Genomic DNA, 17,805 nt, shown 5'->3' with positions numbered 1-17,805 from the left:
AAGCCGCGCCACCCGCAGGCAAGGTTCCGCTGGGCTACGATGCACTTCCCCCGTTTTGCTGGAGTTTCTTGTGTTGCGCAACCCCACCATCAAGGACGTCGCCAAGCGTTCGGGCGTTTCGCTCAAGACCGTCTCGCGCGTGATCAACCGGGAAGCCTCGGTGCGCGCCGACACGCGCGAAAAGGTCGAACGCGCGATCGAGGCCTTGGGCTACCAGCCCAATCCCTCCGCGCGCGGCCTGCGCAGCACGCACGCCTATGCCATCGGGCTGGTCTACGACAACCCGAATGCGCACTACGTGATCAGCATGCAGGACGGCGTGCTGTCCGCCTGTCGCGAGCGCGGTTTCGGCCTGCTGATCCATCCGTGTGATTCGACGTCGCCTGACCTCGCCGCGGAGTTGTGCGCGCTGGTGGAGCGCAATCGCCTGGCAGGCCTGGTGCTGGCGCCGCCGATGTCCGAGCAGGCCGAGCTGGTCAACACGCTGATCGCCAACGACATCAGCTTCGTGCGCATCATTTCCTCGCGCGACGATCCTCACGATGGCGCGCCATGCGTCTACATCGACGACCGCAGCGCGGCGTACGCGATCACCGAACACCTGATCCAGATGGGCCACAAGCGCATCGGCTTCCTGTGGGGCGAACCGCATCACCGTTCCAGCCCGGAGCGTTACCAGGGTTATGCCGACGCGCTGCGCGACTACGGCCTGCCGCTCGACAAGAAGCTGGTGCTGCCCGGCCGCTATGCGTTCGACGATGGTTTCCGCGGCGCACGCAAGCTGCTCGCGCTGAAGGATCCGCCCACCGCCATCTTCGGCAGCAACGATGAAATCGCCGCCGGCGTGCTCGCCGCCGCCCGCTCCAGCGGGCTGGATGTGCCGTGGGGCCTTTCCATCGCCGGCTTCGAGGACAGCCCGTTCTCCAAGCAGGCATGGCCAGCACTCACCACCGCACGCCAGTCCACCAGCGACATCGGCCGCCACGCCGCGCTGCAGCTGATGGCCGAATTGCAGCGCAAGGCCGGCGCCGCCGTCGAGCTGCCGCACAGCGAATGTTTTGTACCCGAACTGGTCGTGCGTGGATCCACCGCGCCGCCGCAAACCCCGGCGCCCCGCAAGGGCTGAGGTCGCGCTCGCGCACCTCTGGCCTCGCGGCATGCGCCTCGTGCATGTCACCGAGATAGGACGATGAAAGAAGCAAGCGACACTTTGATGTACCGCGAGGCCCACGAGGCGGCCGCCGTGGTCGAGCGCCAGCTGCGCGAGAACGCGCAGATACTCAAGACGCTCGGCGAGCAGCTGCGGGCCAAGCCGCCGCGCTTCATCGTCACCTGTGCGCGTGGCAGTTCCGATCACGCGGCCGCTTACGCCAAGTACGTGTTCGAAACGCGCCTGGGGCTGATCACTGCTTCTGCATCGCCGTCCATCTCCTCCATCTACGATGCCGACCTGCACATGGACGGCGCGCTGTTCGTCGCCATCTCGCAATCGGGCAAGAGCCCCGACCTGCTGCGCAGCGCACAGGCCGCGAAGGATGCCGGCGCCCACGTGGTGGCGCTGGTGAACGTGGAAGATTCGCCGCTGGCACAGATGGCCGACACCTTCGTGCCACTGCGCGCGGGCCCGGAACTGAGCGTGGCCGCCACCAAGAGCTATCTCGCCACGCTGGCCGCCGTGCTGCAGCTCACCGCGCACTGGAGCAACGACGCGACGCTGCACGAAGTGGTCAATCGACTGCCGGATGATCTGCGTCGTGGCTGGGACTGCGACTGGAGCGCGATGGTGCAAGGCCTCACCAATGCGAGCAGCCTGTTTGTGGTCGGTCGTGGCTTCGGTTTCGGCGCCGCACTGGAAGCCGCGCTCAAGCTTAAGGAAACCTGCGGACTCCACGCGGAGGCCTTCAGCGCCGCCGAAGTGAAACACGGCCCGATGGCCATCGTGGGCGAAGGTTTTCCGGTGCTGTTCTTCGCGCAGGGCGACGGCACGCAGGACAACACCATCGCCGTGGCAAACGAGTTCCGCTCGCGCGGCGCGCGCGTGTTCATCGCCGCGCCCGGCAACCACGATCCCGACAAGCTGCCGCTGCCCGACAACATCGCGCCCATCGTGACGCCGCTGCTCGCCGTGCAGAGTTTCTATCGCGCCGCCAGCGCGCTGTCGCTCGCACGCGGTTTCGATCCTGACGTACCGCCGCATCTGCGCAAGGTGACGGAGACGATGTAATGAGCACGCCACTCACCGCACTCATCAACGGTCGCGTCCTAACCGACCACGGCCCGCAAGGCGGACTGGCGGTGCTGGTGCGCGGCGATCGCATCGAAGCGATCACGCGAGCCGACGACGCACGCATCACCCGCGCGAAGACGCACGATCTCAAGGGCCACCTGTTGCTGCCCGGCTTCATCGACGTGCAGGTCAACGGCGGCGGCGGCGTGCTGTTCAACGCCGAGCCCACGGTGGAGGCACTGGCGACCATGGGCGCCGCGCATCGCAAGTACGGCACCACCGGCTTCCTGCCCACGCTGATCACCGACACTGCCGAGGTGATGCGCAAGGCGCTCGATGCGGTGGACGCCGCCATCGAACAAGGCGTGCCGGGCGTGCTCGGCATCCATCTCGAAGGCCCGTTCCTCGCCACCGCGCGCAAGGGCATCCACGACGCCAAGCTGTTCCGCCTGCCCGATGCCGATGACATCGCCGCCATCACGCGCAACCGTCGCGGCGTGGTGATGCTCACGCTTGCGGTGGAAGAAGTGCCGATGGATACCATTCGCCAGCTCAGCGAAGCAGGCGTCATCGTGGTCGCGGGCCACACCGCGGCGACGTACGACATCACGCGCGCGGCGCTCGATGCGGGCGTCACCGGTTTCACGCACCTGTACAACGCCATGACGCCGCTCGGCAGTCGCGAGCCCGGCGTGGTCGGCGCGGCGCTGGACGATCCGCACAGCTGGTGCGGCCTGATCGTGGACGGCCATCACGTGCATCCCGTCGCGCTGCGCGTAGCCATTGCGGCCAAGGCCAAGGGCAAGAGCGTGCTGGTCACCGACGCGATGCCGCCGGTGGGTTCGGACAACCCGGAGTACGTGCTCAACGGCCAGACCATCGTTGCTCGCGACAGCGTCTGCCAGAGCGACGACGGCGTGCTCGCCGGTTCCGCGCTGGACATGGCGACCGGCGTGCGCAACCTGGTGGAGATGGTCGGGCTGCCGCTGGCCGAGGCCTCGCGCATGGCGAGCGCGTACCCCGCCGCCTGGCTGGGACTCGACCGCACGCACGGTCGCCTTGTCGCCGGCCAGCATGCGGATTTCGCCGTGCTCGATGATGGCCTGGTAGTCACAGAGACATGGATTTCGGGCGTGCGTTACGACACCTAATGTCGGCTACGCGACACGGCAATCTGCGCCTGTTCAAGCGTTTCCGTGAGCAGCCAATCCCCCACCGTCATTCCCGCGAAAGCGGGAATCCAGAGACTTTGCTCTTACATGCCTGAAGACGCTGGATTCCCGCTTTCGCGGGAATAACGGCGAGGGGCAGGAAGTCATCAGGGGATCGTGAAACAGCCCCAAGAATTTCGCTCACTCGTACACGTGCAGTCGATTGAAGATCCACGCGTGATACGACTTCACCAGCCCGGGCTGCGCGCAATCGGTATAGAGGCCTTTGCAACGCGTACGCAGTGCGATGGCCGCCGAGAAATACGGATCGGTCGGCAGGTCGGCCGCCTGCAGCACCATGCTCGGCAGCAGCGCAATGTCGAGCATCGGGTAGTGCGGCAGTGACGCACCCTGGAAGTTGCTCTTGATCATGTAATAGGTGAGGTAGTCCTTGACCGAGGACAACTCATCCGGCCACGTGCGCGGCATCTCGCGAATCAAACCGCTGAACGACGGCTGGTGGTCACCAAAGTGCACGATCACCGTGGGCTGCGCGCGATCGAGGAAGTCGTGCTCCAGGCCACGCATCGCCACATCGGAATTGCGCAGGTTTGCCAGGTAGGTGTTGAAGTTGAGCGACTCGCGCGTCGGCAAACCCTTCAGCACGCCCTTGTTGAACGGCGCAGGCAGCGACGACAGCGGATCGGTATCGTGCGGCCCGTGCTGCGCCAGCGTGAGGATCATCACGAACACCGGCTGGCCCGGCTTCTTCACCTTGTCGTAGACGCGCTTGGCGGCGTCGAACATCTGCTTGTCGGTCTCTTCCCACTCTTCCAGACCTAGCTGGTTGGCATCGTAGAACTGGTCGAAACCGTACGCGCGGTACGCGTTGCGTCCGTTGAGGAAGGCGCCGTTGGTGGGATAGATGGCTATCGTGAGGTAGCCCAGGCGCTGCAGCTGGCGCGGCAGGCTGTCCTGCACGTGCGGTGCGAGCACGTAGGGCGCGTACATGCCGCCCGGGCCGAAGATGTCCTGCGGCATACCGGTAAGCGTGGCGAACTCGCTCACCCACGTGCCGCCGCCAAACGTGTGCACGCGCATCGGGCCGGTCGAGCGCGTACGCACGTCAGGCTTGAACATCGCCACGCGGCATTCGGGGATGTTGCACTGGGTGAAGTTGGACGGATTGAAGGTGCTTTCTTCCAGCACCTGCACGATGTCCGGATACGACTCCGGCGAACGGGGAATGGCCGCTGGTTCGCCCGATGCGGTGGCGCCCCATTCCTGCTCGGCCTGGGCGTCATCGCCCATCTCCGGCATGCGCACGTCCGAGTCGCTGAAGTTGACGAAGAAGTTGGTGATCTGCGCGTCGTCGGAGAGTTTCTCCCACACGTTCTTCGCATGCACTTCGGCGAAGGGACCGTTCGGCAGCAGGCACACCCAGAACGCGAAGGCCCACAGCGCCATGCCACTCAAGCGCATCGTCCACGCGCGGCCGCGGCTCAGGTGCGCCAGCAGGCGGCGATCGAAATGCCATACCGCCCACAGCACCAGCGGCACCACCACGCACACGACCACCGAGAGCATCCACAGGTGCGGATAGTGGCCCAGCGTTTCGAGCAGGCTGCTCCGCGCGTAGTAGACGAAGTCGGCCGGCATCAGCGGCGAGTCGAGATAGCGCAGCTTCATCACGGACAGGAAGTTCAGCCCGAGGAACAACCCGCCGCTGACCACCAGCGCCGTGGCCGGTCGTGCAAAGGCCGACACCAGCACACCGAACGCGCACACCATCAGCGCGATCACGAACGCCTGCTGCAACAGCGCGGGCTCGCGCAGCGCAGTCATGCTCACGCAAAACAGGAAGAAACCGGCCGCGACCAGCCAGGGTCCGGTTTTTTGCAGAAAGCGCTTCAGTGGTTGCGGCATATGGAAAAGGCCCCCTGTTTGGCCCGGTGTCATTCGGCCGCAATTCTACGGACTTGCCACTGTCACATGCACAATGGCCGGCAACGGACAAACGGCGGCCCCATGCGGTTCAGCGGCCGTTGCGCCGGCAAGCCGACATGCCGATCTGCTAGGTTTCCCGTTTTCCCCCGTTGCCCACCCATGGACAGGCCGATGACCCACCGCCTTCTTCCCCTCGCTGCCCTGGCCGCCGCCGTGCTGGCCGGCTGCGCCAACCAGACGACCAGCCACCCCGTTTCCGCCCTGCCCGATGGCAGCCGCGCGCAGGTGGCTATCCTGGAAACCACCGACGTCCACTCCAACGTGCTCAGCTACGACTATTACAAGCAGCGCGAAGACGACACGGTGGGCTACGAGCGCGTGGCCACGCTGATCCGCCGCGCCCGCGCGCAGTACCCGAACAACTTCCTGTTCGACAGCGGCGACACCATCCAGGGCAGCGTGCTGGCCGACTACCAGTCGCTGGTGAAGCCGGTGGGCTGCGGTGAGGAATTGGGCATCTACCAGGCCATGGACGCCATGGGCTACGACGGCGGCACCGCCGGCAACCACGAGTTCAATTACGGGCTGGCCTTCCTTTCCCAGGTCACCGGCACGCCGATGAACGTGGAAGGCGGCCACGCCGACCGCTGCGCCGGCCCGCACTTCCCGCTGGTGCTCTCCAACGTGTTCAGCGCCCGCGACGGCGCGCCGATCTTCAAGCCGTGGACCGTGGTGCAGAAGGACATCACCGTCACCGGGCCGGATGGAAAGGCACGCAAGGTACCGCTCAAGGTCGGCATCATCGGCTTCACGCCGCCGCCTATCCTCGACTGGGACAAGCAGAACCTCGCTGGCAAGGTGACGGTCACCGGCGTGGTCGAAGCCGCGCAGAAATACCTGCCGGAACTCGAAGCGCAGCATCCGGACATCGTCGTCGCCGTGCTGCACGGCGGCCTCAACACCGCGCCGTACACGCCCGACATGGAGAACGGTGGCTGGTACCTGGCCGGCGTGCCCGGCATCGACGTGCTGCTGATGGGCCATTCGCACACCGAATTCCCCGGCCCGCACTACAAGGGCATGAAGGACGTGGACGCCGAGCACGGCTTCGTACGCGGCAAGCCCGCCGTGATGGGCGGCTTCTTCGGCAAAGACCTGGGCGTGATCGACCTGGCCCTGCAGCGCAAGGACGGCCACTGGGTGATCGACGACAGCCAGACGCATAGCGAAGTGCGCCCCATCTGCGCCAAGAAGAACGACTGCGTGCCGGCCGACCCAACCATCGCGCCGCTGGTGAAGCAGGCGCACGAAAGCGCCGTGACCTACGTGAACACGCCCATCGGCGAGACGCGCGTGCACCTGAGCAGCTACTTCGCAGACGAAGGCAACATGACGGCGCTCGCGCCGATCAACGCGGCGATGCGCGATTACGTGCAGGGCGAACTGGCCAAGACGCATCCGGAACTGGCCAAGCTGCCGGTGCTCTCCGCCGCCGCCGCGTTCCGCACCGGCTTTGGCGGCCCCGACGACTACACCGACATCGCCGTGGGCCCGCTCACGCTGCGCAGCGCGGCCGACCTGTACTTCTATCCGAATACGCTTTCGGCGGTGAAGGTGGATGGCGCCGGCCTCAAGGCATGGCTGGAAAAGGCCGCCGAACGCTTCAACCGCATCGACCCAAGCAAGGACGGCGAGCAGCAGCTGATCAGCGACCGCCTGCCCGGCTACAACTTCGACCAGATCCAGGGCGACCTCAGCTACCAGATCGACGTGACCAAGCCGGTGGGCGAGCGCATCGTCAAGCTCAGCTACAAGGGCAAGCCGGTGAAGCCGGAGCAGTTCTTCATTGTCGCCACGAACAATTACCGCGCCAGCGGCGGCGGCAACTTCCCAGGCCTGGACGGCAACAACATCGTGCTGGCCGCGCCCGATGGCGCCCGCGAAATCCTGGCCAAATGGCTGCAGAAGAAGCAGACCCTGACCGCCAAGGATCTGCCCGCCACCTCGTGGCATTTCGTGCCGGTGAAGACGCGCGGCGAGGTGGTGTTCAAGGCCGCCTCGAACAAGCAGGACGTGGCGCGCGAAGCGGGCCTCAGGAACATCCGCCAGCTCAAGGACAACGGCGACGGCACGGCGATCTACACCATCGACCTCACGCACTGAGGCCAAATCCCGCACGGAGCCAGCACTCCCACCGTCATTCCCGCTTTCGCGGGAATGACGGTGGAGGGGGAACGCTGATGCGTGAGCTTGCGGAAGCTCCAGGGCTCTCTTCGGCATACACTCCGCAGCGATCCCAATCGGCATGCTTGGAAACCTTCATGCAGGACGAAAAGAAATACTGGTTCCCCGCCAAGCGCTACGGCTGGGGCTGGGGTTTTCCCACGACCTGGCAGGGCGTGCTGGTGTTCGTCGCCTATGCCGCAGCGCTCGCGTTCGGCACGCAATGGCTGGTGCGCGATCACCAGAGCGGCTTGTTCCTGCTCTACGCCGCCGCGCTCACCGCCCTGCTGATGCTCGTGTGCTGGCTCAAGGGCGAGCCGCCACGCTGGCGCTCGGGTGGCGGCGACTGAGCGTTTCATCGTTGAAACAGCCGGGTGTAAACCTCCGAAAGTTTCAAACGAATCTGTTGACTGCGGTGCAGCAATCGACCTATGTTCAAGCCATGTCGCCACTTATTGCGCCAGCACGCATGTTCCAGAACCCGGTCTGCACCGGGTACGCGTCGCTGTTCGCTGGCGCCATGACCCTCGCCACCATGACCACCACCACGACCACTATTACCACCGGGTCGGGGTGGGTTTCCGTGCGCGACTAAGTTTCTGACGCCAACGGCCCCGCCCTCGATGAGGCGGGCCGGCGCACACTCCGACTTCCTCAACGAACACGGGCCTCCACAAGGAGACCATCGTGAACGTTGTCGCATCACCTTCGCTCGAACAGCCGTCGCTACCGCCGCATGCCGTGGCGCTGCCGACGGTCACCGCACGCCAACGCGTGCTCGCCGTGGGCCTCGTGGGCCCCGGCCGTGTCGGTAGCGCCCTGCTGGAGCAGCTGCGAACCGCCCAGCCGCGTCTTGCGCGGGCAGGACTGGAGCTGCGTTTGTGTGGCGTGGCGGCGAGCCGTCGCATGTGGCTCGATGCGGACGACCCCGAACTCAACGGCCGGCACGGCAGCGCGCAGATCTGGCGCCCCAGCAACCTCGATGAATTCGCCGCGCATCTGCGTGGCGACGATGGCCGTCATGCACTGCTGATCGATTGCAGCGCCAGCGAAGCCGTGGCATCACGCTACGCCGACTGGCTCGCCGCGGGCATCCATGTGGTGACGCCGAACAAACTCGCCAGCAGCGGGCCGCTGTGGCGCCTGCAAGCCATTCGCGCCGCATGCGGCGGCGGCGCGCGCTTCCGCTACGAAGCCACCGTGTGTGCGGGCCTGCCGGTGGTGCAGACGCTGCGCGATCTGCTCGATACCGGCGACGAATTGCTCGCGGTGGAAGGCATGTTCTCCGGCACGCTGGCGTGGCTGTGCCATCGCCATGACGGCAGCCGTCCGTTCTCCGCGCTGGTTCGCGAAGCGCATGCGCTGGGTTATACCGAGCCCGATCCGCGCGACGATCTCTCCGGCCTGGATGTGGCGCGCAAGCTGGTGATTCTCGCCCGTGAGGCGGGCTGGTCGCTCTCGCTCGACGACGTGGACGTGCAGAGCCTGGTGCCGCCCGAACTGGCCGATCTGCCTGCCGCCGAGGCGATGGACCAACTGCATCGGCTCGATGCGCCCATGGCGAATCAGCTGGCGCATGCGCAGGCCCAGGGCTGCGTGCTGCGCCATGTCGCCAGCCTCGATGCGAAGGGCCATGCGAGCGTGCGGCTGGCGCTGTTGCCGGCATCGCATCCGTTCGCTCATACGCGTCTCACCGACAACATCGTACAGTTCACCACGCACCGCTATCGCGAGAACCCGATGCTGGTGCAGGGTCCCGGCGCCGGGCCGGAAGTGACGGCGGCGGGCGTTTTCGCCGATCTCCTGCGCATTGCCGAAGCGCTGGAGGTGCGGTGATGAATGCGCAACTGATCGATCCCATGCCCTCTCCCCAGCGCGCGCTGAGCGCACAAGCCATGGCCTATGCCAGTGTCGGCAACGTCGCGGTCGGCTTCGACATTCTTGGTCATTGCGTGGCCGGCGCGGGCGATCGCGCCATCGTGCGCCGCATCGACGAGCCCACCGTGCGCATCGCGGCCATCCACGGGCGCGTGACCGACCTGCCGCTGGAAGCCAGCAGCAACACGGCGGGTGCCGCCTTGCTGTCGCTGCGCCGCGCGCTGGGCTTGCGCCATGGCTTCGAAGTGGAACTGCACAAGGGCATCGCGCTCGGTTCCGGCATGGGCGGTTCGGCGGCCTCATGCGTGGCTGCGTTGGTAGCGGCCAACGCGCTGCTCGAACGCCCGCTTCCGCGCGAAGCGCTCTATGGCTTCGCACTCGACGGCGAAGCCGTGGCCAGCGGCAGCCGCCATGGCGACAACCTCGGGCCCATGCTGCTCGGTGGCCTGGTGCTCGCCACGCGCGATCGCCTGCTGCGGTTGCCCGTGCCAGAGCACTGGCACTGCGCACTGGTGCATCCGCACACCGTGCTGGAAACACGCAAGGCGCGCGCGGTGCTTGCCGATGGCTTCTCGCTGCATGACGTGGTGGCGCAACACGCGAACCTCGCCCTCGTGCTCACCGGCCTTCATCGCAGCGATGCGGAACTGGTGCGCGATGGCCTGAAGGATGTCCTGGTGGAACCAAGGCGCGCGCCGCTGGTCCCAGGCTTCGCGCGAGTGAAACAGGCGGCCCTGGATCACCACGCGCTCGGCGCAAGTATTTCCGGCGCCGGTCCCAGCGTGTTCGGCTGGTATGAGCGACGCGAGGATGCCGAGCGTGCGGCGGTGGCCATGTCGGCGGCGTTCGCCGACGAAGGCCTCGCCAGCGACGCGCTGGTGTCACCCATCAATGGACCCGCCGCAGCGCTGGTCGACGAGGAAGACGCGGCATGATCGAGCCGTTGCATTACCGAAGCACGCGTGGAGCGAAGCATGCCGCACGCATCGAGGAAGTGATCGCCGCGGGCCTGGCGCCCGATGGCGGCCTCTACGTGCCGGAGGCATTGCCGCAGCTGGACGTGGCGGACTTCGATCCCGATGGTTCGCTGGCCGACACCGCGACCACGCTGCTCGATCCGTTCTTCCGCGGATCGTCGCTGGCTGGCGAACTTCCGGCGATCTGCCGTGAAGCGCTCAACTTCGACATACCGCTCAGGCCGTTGGCGTATCGCCAGGATGCATCGCTACTGGAACTCTTCCACGGCCCAAGCGCCGCGTTCAAGGATGTGGGCGCACGTTTTCTCGCCGCCTGTTTCCGTCGCCTGCGACGTCATGCCGAAGCGCCGCTGACCATCCTGGTCGCGACCTCCGGCGACACCGGCGCCGCCGTTGCAGCGGCATTCCATCGCCAGCCTGGCGTGCGCGTGGTGATTCTCTATCCGGATGGCCGCGTATCGCCACGCCAGGCGCATCAGCTCGGCTGCTTCGGCGACAACGTGCAGGCCTTGCGCGTGGACGGCACATTCGATGAGTGCCAGCGCATGGTGAAGGCGTCGCTCAACGATGCGTCGCTGCAAGCGCGTGTGCCGCTCTCATCGGCCAACAGCATCAGCCTGGGCCGCCTGCTGCCGCAGATGAGTTACTACGCGCATGCCTCGCTGGCGTGGTGGCATCAGCACCGCGCGCCGCTCAACTTCATCGTGCCCACCGGCAACCTCGGCAATGCGCTGGCCTGCGTGTGGGTACGCGACATGGGCCTGCCCGTGGGCGAAATCCATCTTGCCTGCAACGCCAACGCCACGCTCAGCGACTACTTCGACGGCTCGCCCTATTCGCCGCGTCCGGCCGTGGCCACGCTGGCCAACGCCATGGACGTCGGCGCACCGAGCAACTTCGAACGACTGCGCTGGACCTATCCGCACGATCACGAACTGCGCCTGCAACTGCACGCCAGCAGCGTCGACGACAACGCCATTCGCGACACCATCGTGCGCCACGCGCGCGACCACGACGAGGTGTTCTGTCCTCACACCGCCACCGCCGTGCATCTGCTGGACAACATGGGTGTCACCGGCCTGCCCTGGGCCGTGGTGTCGACCGCCCATCCAGCCAAGTTCGACAGCGTGGTCGAGCCGTTGATCGGTCGTCGGATCGAAGTGCCGCCTGCATTGGCAACGATGCTGCAGCGCCCGGCGCATGCGGAGCCGATGTCGGCAAGCGATGATGTATTGAAGGCGTGGCTGGATAAGAACTTGGAGGTTCGATCTACGGCCGCGGCGACAGGTTGAGTAGTTTGCTGTCGCCCGCGCGTCAGCACATCGAACACCCGATCCACAGCAAGCAGTGTTGAAGCGTTCCCGCGAGCACCCGCCCCTCACCCCAGCCCTCTCCCCGGCGGGGAGAGGGAGAAGTGATGTGCATCGTGCGAAGCGAGCTCCGCTTTAAGTCCTCAGCGATTCGGGCGCGTTGCGCAGCGCTTGGAAGTACCCCTGGGGTACCCTCCCATGGGTTGTCCCGTTAGACGCGCCTCGAGCGTTCTGGCTCGTATTCGCCACGATGCTGCCAGCTCTTGAGGCCATTCTCTTTGGGTTACTTTCGACGCGAGGCTAGTCCCCGTGGGATCTCTTGGGCCAGCAAGAGAAAAGTGACTCGGCTGCCGGCAGGCAGTCGAAACGCCCGCTGCGTAAGCGGCAAGCTGGCGACACCGCGACAACCGAAGCGCAAAGTCACTGGATTCCAGCTTTCGCTGGAATGACGAGCAAAGGGCTGCGCCAGCAGCAGAGCAATCAATCCCCCAACACGTCCCCATTCGTCTCAATCACCCGCGCATAGAACTTCGCCGTCGCCTTCGGCGTGCGCTTCTGCGTCGCAAAATCCACGTGATACAAGCCAAAGCGCTTGGCGAAGCCCAGCGACCACTCCAGGTTGTCCAGCAGCGACCACGCGTAATAGCCCTTGATGTTCACGCCCTGCTCGATGGCATCGTGCATGGCCTTCAAGTGCTTGCGCAGATAGCTGGTGCGCAGCGGATCCTGCACGACATCACCCTCGGCCACCGGCGCATCGTAGAAGGCCGAGCCGTTCTCGGTGACGTAGAGCGGAATATCGCCGTAGCGATCCTTGAACCAGGTGAACATGTCGGTGAAGCCCTGTTCGTACACTTCCCAACCGGTTTCCGTGTACGTGGTGTTGGGTTGCTTCACAGGCACCGCCTTCAGCGGATAGGCATTGGGATCGTGCTTCACCACCGCGCGCGTGTAGTAGTTGAGGCCGACGAAATCCACCTTCTGCTTGGTGAGCTTGAAATCCTCTTCCGGAAAATCCGGCCACGCCGGCCCAAAGATCTCCTTCAACTCCGGCGGATAGCTGCCCAGCAGCGCCGGGTCGGCGAACTGCTCATTCATGTACGCATGCGCGCGACGCGTGGCGGCGATGTCTTCCGGGCTGTTGGACGCGGGATACTTCGGCTCGATGTTGAACACCACGCCGATCTCGTGCTTGCCCACGGCGCGATACGCCTGGATGCCGGCGCCGCTCGCGCGCATCAGGTTGTGCGCGGCGATGGGCGCTTCGTATTTGCTGCGATGTCCCGGCGCCAGCGCGCCGTGCAGGTAGCCGCCATCGGTGACCACCCACGGTTCGTTGAGCGTGGACCAGCGCTTCACGCGGCCGTCCAGCGCCTTGTACATGACGCTGGCGTACTCGGCGAACCAGTTCGCGATATCTCGGTTGAGCCAGCCGCCGCGATCGTCCAGCGCCGCGGGAAGATCCCAGTGGAACAGCGTGGCGTTGGGCTCGATTCCGTTCTCGAGCAACTCGTCGACCAGGCGCGAATAGAAATCCACGCCCTTCTGGTTGATGCGACCGGTACCCTCGGGCAACACGCGCGCCCAGGCGATGCTGAAGCGATAGCCCTGCAAGCCGAGCGTGCGCATCAGCTGCACGTCGTCCTTGTAGCGGCGGTAGTGATCGCAGGCGATGTCGCCGGTGTCGCCGTTGGCCATCATGCCGGGCGTATGCGCGAAGCGTTCCCAGATGCTCGGACCCGCACCGTCGGCCAGGGGTGAGCCTTCGATTTGATAGGCCGAGGTCGCGGCACCCCAATGGAAGCCTGGGGGAAAGCGATAGCTCTGGGTCATTTGGAAAGATCCCCTATGCCGCAGTGCGGCTTGATGTAAACGATTACATACTGAGAATAGCCGAGCGCGACCAAGATGTGCACCGGTTGCATCCACATTCGTATACGGTGAGCCACCCAGCCGCCGCAGAGCAGGAGTGTCAGGCGTCGATGGCAACGGTGAATCTGGATCGCGTCAGCAAGGTCTACTCCAATGGCCACATCGGCGTGGCCGAAGCCACGTTCGATATCGCCAATGGCGAGCTGCTGGTATTGGTTGGCCCCTCGGGCTGCGGCAAGACCACGCTGCTGCGCATGATCGCCGGACTGGAATCGATTTCCTCCGGCACACTCAGCATTGACGGACGCGTGGTGAACGACGTGTCGCCGAAGGATCGCGACATCGCCATGGTGTTCCAGAACTATGCGCTCTATCCGCACATGACGGTGGCCGAGAATCTCGCCTTCGGCCTGCGCTTGCGCGGGAAGTCGAAAACCGAAATCGATCAGCGTGTGCAGCAGGCGGCCAGGCAACTGGAGCTGGAACACCGACTCACGTCGCTGCCCGCGGCGCTGTCCGGCGGCCAGCGGCAACGCGTGGCGCTGGGGCGTGCGCTGGTGCGCGAGCCGAAGGTGTTCCTGCTGGACGAACCGCTGTCCAACCTCGACGCCAAGCTGCGCCTCTCGATGCGCGTGGAGATCGCGCGACTGCATCGCCAGCTCGGCGCCACCATGATCTACGTGACGCACGACCAGGTGGAAGCGATGACGCTGGGCCAGCGCATCGTGGTGCTCAATGGCGGGCAGATCCAGCAGATCGACACCCCGATGCGCCTTTATCAAAAGCCGGCCAACCTGTTCGTGGCCGGCTTTCTCGGCTCGCCGGCGATGAATCTTCTGAGTGGCACCTTGCGCCACGGCGACGGCTGGCAACTCGAGACGCCGCTGGGTGATGTGCGGCTGGGCGCACTGGAGGCGCAAACGCCCGAACTGCTGCCGTGGATCGATCGCAACGTGGTCCTCGGCGTTCGTCCGGAAGACCTGCGCCCTGCGAGCGAAGCGAACGCAGTGGTGCATGCCGTGCTCGAAGTGACGGAACCCGTCGGCAACGAGATCTTCCTCAACCTGCGCCGCGGCGAACAATCGCTGGTATCGCGCGTACCGCCTGGCGCGTTGCCCGACGCCGGCAGCGTGATGCATTTCGAACTGGCGCTTGATCGTCTGCATGTCTTCGACCCCACCTCCGGCGCACGAATCGCCTGAGCGGACAGTCAGCCCTTCACGCTGCCCAGCAAGAGACCTTCGATGTAGTAGCGCTGCATCGCGAGGAACAGCACCAGCACAGGGATCACCGTGACCACCGAGCCGGCCATCATCAGCTCGCTGTCCTGCGCGTGTTCGCGCGCCAGCGACGCCAGCCCCAAGGGCAACGTGTAGTGCTCCTGGCCAGTCAGCGCGATCAGCGGCCACATGAAATCGTTCCACGCGGTGAGGAAGGTGAAGATCGCCAGGGTCACCATGATGGGCTTGAGCAGCGGCAGCACGATCTGGCCGAAGATGCGCCACTCGCCTGCGCCATCGATGCGCGCCGCCTCCAGCAATTCATCGGGAATGCCGCGTGCGTATTGGCGCACCAGGAAGATGCCGAACGCCGTGGCCATGGCCGGCACGATCACCGCGGCGTAGCTGTTCACCAGGCCCATGTACTTGAGCATCAGGAACAGCGGCAGCATCGCTACCTGCGCCGGAATCACCAGCATGCCGAGTAGCGACTGGAACAGACGCTCGCGACCGGCGAAACGCAACTTCGCGAAGGCATAACCCGCCATCAAGTTGAAGGCGAGCGACAGCACGGTGATGGCGGTGGAAATCGCCAGGCTGTTAAAGAGATAGCGCCCCACGCCGGCGCGCAGGAACAGCACTTCGTAGTTATGCCAGCTCGCATGTGCAGGCCACAACGGCGGCGGCAGGCTGCTCGCCTCGCCGGGCCGCATGAACGATACGGAGAACATCCACAGCAAGGGAAACACGGCGACCAGCGTGCCGCCGATCAGCAGCCCATGGATGATGGCCTTGGCTGCGCGTGGATTCATGCAGGCTCTCCTCGCCGCCCCAACCGCAACATCAGCGCGGTGACCACGAACATGATCACGAACAGAAGGAACGCCACCGCCGACGCGGCACCGAAGTTCCACCATTTGAAGCCTTCGTTGTACATCAGGTACAGCACGCTGGTGGTGCTCTGCAGCGGGCCGCCTTCGGTCATTACGTACGGCTCGGCGAACAGCTGGAAATAGCCGGAGACGGTAAGAATGCTCACCATCAGCAGCGTGGGGCCGAGCATGGGCAGCGTGATGTGGCGGAACTGCTGCAACGCGGACGCGCCATCGATACGCGCGGCCTCGTACAGATCCTTGGGAATCGCCTGCAAACCGGCGAGGAAGATGATCATGTTGTAGCCGAAGTTCTTCCACGCGGCGAACACGATGATCGAAGGCATCGCCCAGTGCGGGTCGCCCAGCCAGTCCACCGGGTGAATGCCCACCGCGCCCAGCACGTAATTCAACAAGCCGTACTTGGTGTTGAGGATGTAGCGCCACACCACCGCCACGGCCACCACGGTGGTGACCACCGGCGCGAACAGCGCTGTACGGAACACCGTCTTGAAGCGCACCAGCGGCGAATGCAGCAGCAAGGCCGCGCCCAGCGACACCATCAGCGACAGCGGCACGCCAACGACCACGAAGTAGAACGTGTGGCCCAGTGCGGACCAGAACTTGGGCTGGTGCAAAAGATTCCAGTAATTGCCCAGCGCAACGAACCGCAAATGGCGAATGTCCGCGAGCGCGTAGAGGTCGTAGTCGGTGAGGCTGAGCCCCAGTGCGGCTACCACCGGCAGCAGGAAGAACACGCCGAGCACCAGCAGCGCCGGCGCGAGGAACCACCATGCCGCTCGCTGTCCGTTCATGGCTTCACCTGCGCCACCGGCGAGTGGTCGAGTATCCAGCGCCGTTTTTCCAGGATGCGATCCGCGCGACGATCGATCTCGGCCGCGGCCTCATCGATGGTCAATTCACCCGCGACAGCCTGCGCCGCCACCAGCTGCATCTCGCTGGCGATCTGTTCCCATTCGGGCACCGGCGGCGTGGCCTTCACGTGTTCGAGCTGTTCGCGGAATGCCTGCACTTTCGGATCGGTGCGCAGGCTGCCGCCATCCCACGCGCTACGGCGTGCCGGCATGTCGCCGAGCAGATCGTAGAAGCGTTGCTGCACGTCGGGCCGCGAAAGGTATTCGATGAGCGCCCATGCTTCATCCTTGTGCGTGGAACGGCGGAACACCACGAGGCTGGAACCGCCCGCGGCACCGGAGCCTGCACCATCGGGGCCGGGTAGCGGAGCCGTGGCCCATTCGTTCTCGCGATCCTCTGGCAGGCGCTGGCGAAACTCGCCGATGTTCCAGGGCCCCGAGAAATAGAACGCGTACACGCCGCGGCCGAATTCCTCCCACGGGTTGCCCGCCTCCACCGCGGTGATGGCCGGCGCCTGATGCAGGCGGAACGTATCGACATAGAACGCCAGCGCACGCTTGAAGCCGGCGCTGCGGAAATTGCCGTAGCGCCCGCCGTCGCGCAGCATCGACTCGGGCTGCTGCAGCGCCAGCGACATCAGCTGTTCGTATTCGTTGGTGGGCAGCAGGATGCCGAAGGTGCCGCGATCGGGATGGCTGAGCGCCGCCAGCATGGCGCGCCATTGCGCCCAGTCGCGCGGTGGCGCATCGAAACCCGCCGCTTTCAGCAAGTCACGGCGATAGAACAGCAGGCGCGTATCCACATACCACGGCACGCCATAGAGCCTGCCATCGATCACATTGGTCGACCAGATGTGATCGAAGTAATCCGCAGGCTTCACCACCGTCGAGGCGGCGACGCGTTGCTGCAGCGGTTCGAGCGCACGCAACGCCACGAACTCCGGCAGCCAGGTATTGCCGAGCTGGCTAAGGTCCGGCGTGGAGTTTCCCGCAAACGCCGTGAGCAGCTTCTGGTGCGCTGCTGTCAGCGGCATCTGCTGCACCTTCACGCGGATGCCTGGATGTTCGCGCTCGAACTCGGGCAACAGCTTCACCACCGCTTCGCCTTCGCGGCCGATGGTCCAGAAGGTCAGCGTGTGTGCGTCCTGCGATGAAGAGCAGCCCGCCAGCACCAGCGCAACCAGGAGCAGCAAGCCGCTTGCCAGCCGGCTGCGTGTGGCGCTGATGCGGCGTGACGGCTCAGGCATCGCTCA

At 65.3% G+C, this 17,805-nt stretch carries 15 protein-coding genes; 10 read left to right on the top strand and 5 right to left on the bottom strand.

Going from position 1 to position 17,805, the window contains the following annotated elements:
* The first annotated feature begins 73 nt into the window (after positions 1-73).
* The 3 genes from ABIC75_RS13690 (at position 74) to nagA (ending at position 3,378) form a co-directional block, all read left to right on the top strand.
* Positions 74-1,126 carry a LacI family DNA-binding transcriptional regulator gene (locus ABIC75_RS13690; RefSeq protein WP_354014855.1) on the top strand — a complete coding sequence of 351 codons (1,053 nt, stop codon included), beginning with the start codon at positions 74-76 and terminating at the stop codon, positions 1,124-1,126.
* A 63-nt stretch (positions 1,127-1,189) separates the two neighbouring features.
* Positions 1,190-2,224 (top strand): SIS domain-containing protein, encoded by a 1,035-nt coding sequence (locus ABIC75_RS13685; protein WP_354014431.1) that lies wholly within the window; start codon positions 1,190-1,192, stop codon positions 2,222-2,224.
* Positions 2,224-3,378: an N-acetylglucosamine-6-phosphate deacetylase gene (nagA, locus tag ABIC75_RS13680; protein WP_354014430.1), complete on the top strand. Its 1,155-nt coding sequence runs from the start codon at positions 2,224-2,226 to the stop codon at positions 3,376-3,378. The genes ABIC75_RS13685 and nagA overlap by 1 nt, the downstream gene beginning before the upstream one ends.
* Before the next feature lie 201 nt (positions 3,379-3,579).
* Here the strand turns inward: nagA and ABIC75_RS13675 are convergent, their stop codons facing one another.
* Positions 3,580-5,304: an LTA synthase family protein gene (locus tag ABIC75_RS13675; RefSeq protein WP_354014429.1), complete on the bottom strand. Its 1,725-nt coding sequence runs from the start codon at positions 5,302-5,304 to the stop codon at positions 3,580-3,582.
* Positions 5,305-5,496: 192 nt separating this feature from the next.
* On the opposite strand from ABIC75_RS13675, the gene ABIC75_RS13670 reads away from it, so the two are divergent.
* The 6 genes from ABIC75_RS13670 (at position 5,497) to thrC (ending at position 11,695) form a co-directional block, all read left to right on the top strand.
* Entirely contained in the window at positions 5,497-7,488 is a 1,992-nt protein-coding gene (locus ABIC75_RS13670; RefSeq protein WP_354014428.1) for a bifunctional 2',3'-cyclic-nucleotide 2'-phosphodiesterase/3'-nucleotidase, read from the top strand.
* A 158-nt stretch (positions 7,489-7,646) separates the two neighbouring features.
* On the top strand, positions 7,647-7,898 hold the full coding sequence (locus ABIC75_RS13665; RefSeq protein ID WP_354014427.1) for a hypothetical protein: 252 nt from the start codon (positions 7,647-7,649) through the stop codon (positions 7,896-7,898).
* A 92-nt stretch (positions 7,899-7,990) separates the two neighbouring features.
* The gene (locus tag ABIC75_RS13660; protein ID WP_354014426.1) at positions 7,991-8,143 is read left to right on the top strand and encodes a hypothetical protein; all 153 of its coding nucleotides are present in this window, start codon (positions 7,991-7,993) and stop codon (positions 8,141-8,143) included.
* 92 nt (positions 8,144-8,235) lie between these two features.
* Entirely contained in the window at positions 8,236-9,384 is a 1,149-nt protein-coding gene (locus ABIC75_RS13655; RefSeq protein ID WP_436407927.1) for a homoserine dehydrogenase, read from the top strand.
* Positions 9,384-10,361 (top strand): homoserine kinase, encoded by a 978-nt coding sequence (locus ABIC75_RS13650; protein ID WP_354014425.1) that lies wholly within the window; start codon positions 9,384-9,386, stop codon positions 10,359-10,361. Before ABIC75_RS13655 ends, ABIC75_RS13650 begins: the two co-directional genes overlap by 1 nt.
* Positions 10,358-11,695 (top strand): threonine synthase, encoded by a 1,338-nt coding sequence (thrC, locus tag ABIC75_RS13645; RefSeq protein WP_354014424.1) that lies wholly within the window; start codon positions 10,358-10,360, stop codon positions 11,693-11,695. Before ABIC75_RS13650 ends, thrC begins: the two co-directional genes overlap by 4 nt.
* A gap of 498 nt (positions 11,696-12,193) precedes the next feature.
* Here the strand turns inward: thrC and ABIC75_RS13640 are convergent, their stop codons facing one another.
* Positions 12,194-13,546, bottom strand: coding sequence for a GH1 family beta-glucosidase (locus tag ABIC75_RS13640; protein WP_354014423.1), 1,353 nt, complete (start codon positions 13,544-13,546; stop codon positions 12,194-12,196).
* Between the two features lie 149 nt (positions 13,547-13,695).
* Between ABIC75_RS13640 and ABIC75_RS13635 the strand changes: the two genes are divergently transcribed.
* A complete protein-coding gene (locus ABIC75_RS13635; RefSeq protein ID WP_354014422.1) occupies positions 13,696-14,787 on the top strand; it encodes an ABC transporter ATP-binding protein in 1,092 nt (363 codons plus the stop codon).
* Positions 14,788-14,795: 8 nt separating this feature from the next.
* Here ABIC75_RS13635 and ABIC75_RS13630 read toward each other — a convergent pair whose 3' ends face one another.
* The 3 genes from ABIC75_RS13630 to ABIC75_RS13620 are packed head-to-tail and all read right to left on the bottom strand — an operon-like array spanning position 14,796 to position 17,799.
* On the bottom strand, positions 14,796-15,617 hold the full coding sequence (locus tag ABIC75_RS13630) for a carbohydrate ABC transporter permease (protein ID WP_354014421.1): 822 nt from the start codon (positions 15,615-15,617) through the stop codon (positions 14,796-14,798).
* Positions 15,614-16,492, bottom strand: coding sequence for a carbohydrate ABC transporter permease (locus ABIC75_RS13625; protein ID WP_354014420.1), 879 nt, complete (start codon positions 16,490-16,492; stop codon positions 15,614-15,616). Before ABIC75_RS13625 ends, ABIC75_RS13630 begins: the two co-directional genes overlap by 4 nt.
* A complete protein-coding gene (locus ABIC75_RS13620; RefSeq protein ID WP_354014419.1) occupies positions 16,489-17,799 on the bottom strand; it encodes a sugar ABC transporter substrate-binding protein in 1,311 nt (436 codons plus the stop codon). Before ABIC75_RS13620 ends, ABIC75_RS13625 begins: the two co-directional genes overlap by 4 nt.
* Between the last annotated feature and the right edge of the window lie 6 nt (positions 17,800-17,805).

The organism is Dyella japonica, from assembly GCF_040545895.1.
In the GTDB taxonomy this organism is placed as follows: Bacteria; Pseudomonadota; Gammaproteobacteria; order Xanthomonadales; family Rhodanobacteraceae; genus Dyella; species Dyella japonica_D.
Note: the sequence above shows the minus strand (reverse complement) of the source record. Positions and strands in the feature narration are given on the sequence as shown.

Coding starts and splice junctions, on each gene's coding strand:
- ABIC75_RS13685 (WP_354014431.1), top strand. CDS start 1,190: ATGAAAGAAGCAAGCGACACTTTGATGTACCGCGAGGCCCACGAGGCG.
- nagA (WP_354014430.1), top strand. CDS start 2,224: ATGAGCACGCCACTCACCGCACTCATCAACGGTCGCGTCCTAACCGAC.
- ABIC75_RS13675 (WP_354014429.1), bottom strand. CDS start 5,304: ATGCCGCAACCACTGAAGCGCTTTCTGCAAAAAACCGGACCCTGGCTG.
- ABIC75_RS13670 (WP_354014428.1), top strand. CDS start 5,497: ATGACCCACCGCCTTCTTCCCCTCGCTGCCCTGGCCGCCGCCGTGCTG.
- ABIC75_RS13665 (WP_354014427.1), top strand. CDS start 7,647: ATGCAGGACGAAAAGAAATACTGGTTCCCCGCCAAGCGCTACGGCTGG.
- ABIC75_RS13660 (WP_354014426.1), top strand. CDS start 7,991: ATGTCGCCACTTATTGCGCCAGCACGCATGTTCCAGAACCCGGTCTGC.
- ABIC75_RS13650 (WP_354014425.1), top strand. CDS start 9,384: ATGAATGCGCAACTGATCGATCCCATGCCCTCTCCCCAGCGCGCGCTG.
- thrC (WP_354014424.1), top strand. CDS start 10,358: ATGATCGAGCCGTTGCATTACCGAAGCACGCGTGGAGCGAAGCATGCC.
- ABIC75_RS13640 (WP_354014423.1), bottom strand. CDS start 13,546: ATGACCCAGAGCTATCGCTTTCCCCCAGGCTTCCATTGGGGTGCCGCG.
- ABIC75_RS13635 (WP_354014422.1), top strand. CDS start 13,696: ATGGCAACGGTGAATCTGGATCGCGTCAGCAAGGTCTACTCCAATGGC.
- ABIC75_RS13630 (WP_354014421.1), bottom strand. CDS start 15,617: ATGAATCCACGCGCAGCCAAGGCCATCATCCATGGGCTGCTGATCGGC.
- ABIC75_RS13625 (WP_354014420.1), bottom strand. CDS start 16,492: ATGAACGGACAGCGAGCGGCATGGTGGTTCCTCGCGCCGGCGCTGCTG.
- ABIC75_RS13620 (WP_354014419.1), bottom strand. CDS start 17,799: ATGCCTGAGCCGTCACGCCGCATCAGCGCCACACGCAGCCGGCTGGCA.